The 3,033-nt window shown below is 74.6% G+C and carries 3 protein-coding genes and 1 pseudogene; 1 reads left to right on the top strand and 3 read right to left on the bottom strand.

Annotated elements, in window-relative coordinates:
* The 3 genes and pseudogenes from KBX39_RS27505 to KBX39_RS27495 form a co-directional block, all read right to left on the bottom strand.
* A pseudogene (locus KBX39_RS27505) lies at positions 1–201 on the bottom strand (sphingosine kinase); the annotation flags it as partial.
* A gap of 107 nt (positions 202–308) precedes the next feature.
* Complete coding sequence (locus KBX39_RS27500; protein ID WP_187694154.1) at positions 309–959, bottom strand: fasciclin domain-containing protein; 651 nt, start codon at positions 957–959, stop codon at positions 309–311.
* A 111-nt stretch (positions 960–1,070) separates the two neighbouring features.
* On the bottom strand, positions 1,071–1,769 hold the full coding sequence (locus KBX39_RS27495; RefSeq protein WP_064446096.1) for a hypothetical protein: 699 nt from the start codon (positions 1,767–1,769) through the stop codon (positions 1,071–1,073).
* 184 nt (positions 1,770–1,953) lie between these two features.
* On the opposite strand from KBX39_RS27495, the gene KBX39_RS27490 reads away from it, so the two are divergent.
* Complete coding sequence (locus tag KBX39_RS27490; protein ID WP_210873263.1) at positions 1,954–2,838, top strand: ABC transporter substrate-binding protein; 885 nt, start codon at positions 1,954–1,956, stop codon at positions 2,836–2,838.
* Positions 2,839–3,033: the final 195 nt, after the last annotated feature.

The following is a 3,033-nucleotide window of genomic DNA, read 5'->3' as shown; positions in this document are numbered from 1 at the left end:
GCCGGCGACCGCGGCGTGGCACGCCGCCTCCGCCTCCTCGGGGGTACGCGCGCGCAGCAGCTCGACCGGGCGGCCCGCTCCGGCGAGGCGCTCCAGGATCCCGGGCAGCAGACCGCGGTGCCGCCCCCGGCCGGCGGTCGGGTTGGCGAGCACGGCGACGGGGCCGGGCGGGACATGATCGTGCGCGGTCACGGCGAGCACCGTACGGCACGGCTCGCGCCGCCCACCAGAGCCAGGTCACACGGCGGGTGGGCGGCACACGCCGACGGCGCCCGGCAGGGGGTGCCGGGCGCCGTGGCGGGGGTGGTTCAGGGAAGGTCGATCGGGCGCAGCACCCGGTCCACCGCGTGCGCGATCTGCTTGTTGCCCTTGTTGATGTCGTACCGCACCACCTTGGCGTTGCGGTCGCTGGTGTCGGCGTCGACCAGGCGCACCTCGCGGCCGTACCAGCAGCGCTTCACGTCCACCTCGACGGTGGCGCCGAGCGCGGTGGTCAGGTCCGCGCCGTCCGCCTTCAGCGCCGCCTTCCGGTCGATCGTCGCGCCCGGCACGACGTGGTAGAGCAGGACGTCCTCCACCGTGTCCACGCCCAGGCCGGCGACCGCGTCGAACGCGGCCTTCTCCCCGGGCAGCTTCTTCGCGGCGGTGATGTCCCGGACCAGCTCGCGGAACGCGTAGTCGTTCGGCACGAACGCGGTCAGCGCGACGGTACCGTCGGTGAGCACCTTCACCGGCGAGTCCGGCTTGGCCTGCAGCACCGTCAGGACCGCCTTGGTGAGCACGTCGAAGTCCCGCGAGTTGCGGTCGAAGCCGCTCTTGTCCGCGGTGAGCACGGCGGCCAGCGACCGCGTGCCCGGCTGCTTGGCGCCGGCCTGGGCGGGCACGGCGACGGCGGTGGTGGCCACCGCCGCCGCGGTGGCGCCCACGGCCAGCCGGGCGGCGAGACGAGCGATGTTCATCGGGGAGCCTTTCGTCGAAGCGACCAGGTCCGTGACTGTCGTCACGACCAATGCTTCGCCCGCACCGTCCCCGGTGGATGCAGCCGGATCGATGGTGTTTTCGCGGCCGCCTCAGCGCACCACCAGCCGCTTGCTCACCGACGGCACGCCGTCGCCCTTGACCTTCAGCGACCAGTCCCCCGCCGCGCCGAGCGTCACCACCGTCTCGGCGGTGCCGTTGGCCTCCGCCTTCATCTCCGCGACCCGCTTGCCGTCGGGGTTGAGCACGTACAGCGTCCGGGCCCCGGCGGTCTTGTTCGTCACCTTGAACGCCAGCTTCTCGCCCGGCTCGGCGATCAGGGCGTCCACCCCGGTCATCGCGTCGTCGGTCAGCTCGATCGTCACCGACCGGTCGTAGGCCACCTCGGCTGCGGCGCTGGCCAGGTTGCCGTCGTCGGACACGGTGATCTTCGTACGCACGCCGTCGCCCTGCCGGCCGGGCTTGCAGGCCACCTCGTACGTGCCGGTCTGCAGCGAGGCACGCAGGTCGCCGGTACGGCCCGCCGGCACGTCCGCGACCTCGGCGATCACCTTGGTGAAGGCGTCGCCCTCGCGGCCGTAGACGTAGACCCCGGTGGCCTGCTGACCCCGGTTGGTCACGGTGAACGTGACGGTGCCCGGCGTGAACAGCGTGGTGGTGACCTCGCAACTGGTGTCGGTGGCGGTCACCGGCACCTGCTGGCCCTTCGGCGCGGGCTCGTCGTCACCGCAGGCGGTGAGCGCGGTGGCCGCGCAGAGGACGGTCAGGACGGCGGCGGTACGGCTCTTCATCGGGTTCTCCGGAGCGCAGGTCAGACGGACTGACCGGAACGGGGCGCCGACGCACCCCGGCACACCGCCCGGGGGGCTCGGCGGAGTCAGCAGAGTCTAAGCGCGTACGGCGTGGCGGCAAGGCCCGAGGGCGACCCGATGTGCCCGCGCACCGGGCGGTCCGCGGGACCGGCATGATGGCGGCATGCGGCTGGTCTCCCTGCTTCCCTCCGCCACCGAGATCGTGTACGCGCTGGGTCTCGGCGACGACCTGGTCGGCGTCACGTTCGAGTGCGAGGTGCCCGCGTCGTACCGGGCGGGCACCACTGTGGTCGTCGGCGGCCGGGACACCCGGGGCATGAGTCCCGGCGACATCGACGCCTACGTCAGGGCGCAGGTCGCGGCCGGAGCCGACCTGTACACGCTGCACGCCGGGGCGCTGGCCGGGCTGGACCCGGACCTGATCCTCACCCAGGACCTGTGCCGGGTCTGCGCGCTGCCCTCGGGCCGGGTCGCCGACGCGGTGGACCACCTCGGGTGCCGGTCCGAGGTGCTGTCGCTGGACCCGTACACCCTGGACGACGTGCTGGAGTCGATCCGCGCGGTGGGCGCGGCGGCCCGGGTGCCCGACCGTGCCGAGGCCCTTGTCGACGGCCTGCGCGCCCGGCTCGCGGCGGTCCGCGCGGCGGTGGCCGGCCGGCCCCGGCCCCGGGTCGCGGTGGTCGAATGGGTGGACCCGCCGTTCGGCGCCGGGCACTGGATTCCCGACCTGGTCGACGTGGCCGGCGGCGAGCCGGTGGGCACCCATCGCGGCGCCCGGTCCGGCCCGACCACCTGGGACGCCCTGCGGGCCGCCCGACCCGACGTGGTGCTGGTCGCGCCGTGCGGCTTCCGTCTCGACGGCGCGGCCGAGCAGGCCGTCGGCGTGGCCGGGCACTTCCCCGGCGCGCAGGTGTGGGCGCTGGACGCGGACGGGCTGATCGTGCGCGCCGGCCCGCGCCTGGTCGACGGCGCCGAGACCATAGCCGCCATCCTCCACCCCGACGCCGTCCCCGCCGCCCCTCTCGGCACAGCCCGCCGCATCCCCTGAACCACCCGCCCCGGCCCCGGCCCCGGCCCCGGCCCCGGCCCCGGCCCCGGCGATCTTGCACTTCCTGCCCGGGCAAAGTGCGGAAACCGGTCATCCGAGGGGCAGCAAGTCCATGATCAACGTGAGGGCGGGCCGTCGCGCGGGCATCGAGTTCAAGGTCGGCGGAGGGCACTCGGCGCGGCGGCGAGGGGCGGC

Source organism: Micromonospora sp. D75 (genome assembly GCF_018070405.1).
GTDB classification, from domain to species: domain Bacteria; phylum Actinomycetota; class Actinomycetes; order Mycobacteriales; family Micromonosporaceae; genus Micromonospora; species Micromonospora chalcea.
The sequence above is the reverse complement of the archived record's forward strand: the minus strand, read 5'-3'. Positions and strand labels throughout refer to the sequence as shown.

Excerpts from the sequence above, each read along its gene's own strand:
- KBX39_RS27500 (WP_187694154.1), bottom strand. The coding sequence starts at position 959 with ATGAACATCGCTCGTCTCGCCGCCCGGCTGGCCGTGGGCGCCACCGCG.
- KBX39_RS27495 (WP_064446096.1), bottom strand. The coding sequence starts at position 1,769 with ATGAAGAGCCGTACCGCCGCCGTCCTGACCGTCCTCTGCGCGGCCACC.
- KBX39_RS27490 (WP_210873263.1), top strand. The coding sequence starts at position 1,954 with ATGCGGCTGGTCTCCCTGCTTCCCTCCGCCACCGAGATCGTGTACGCG.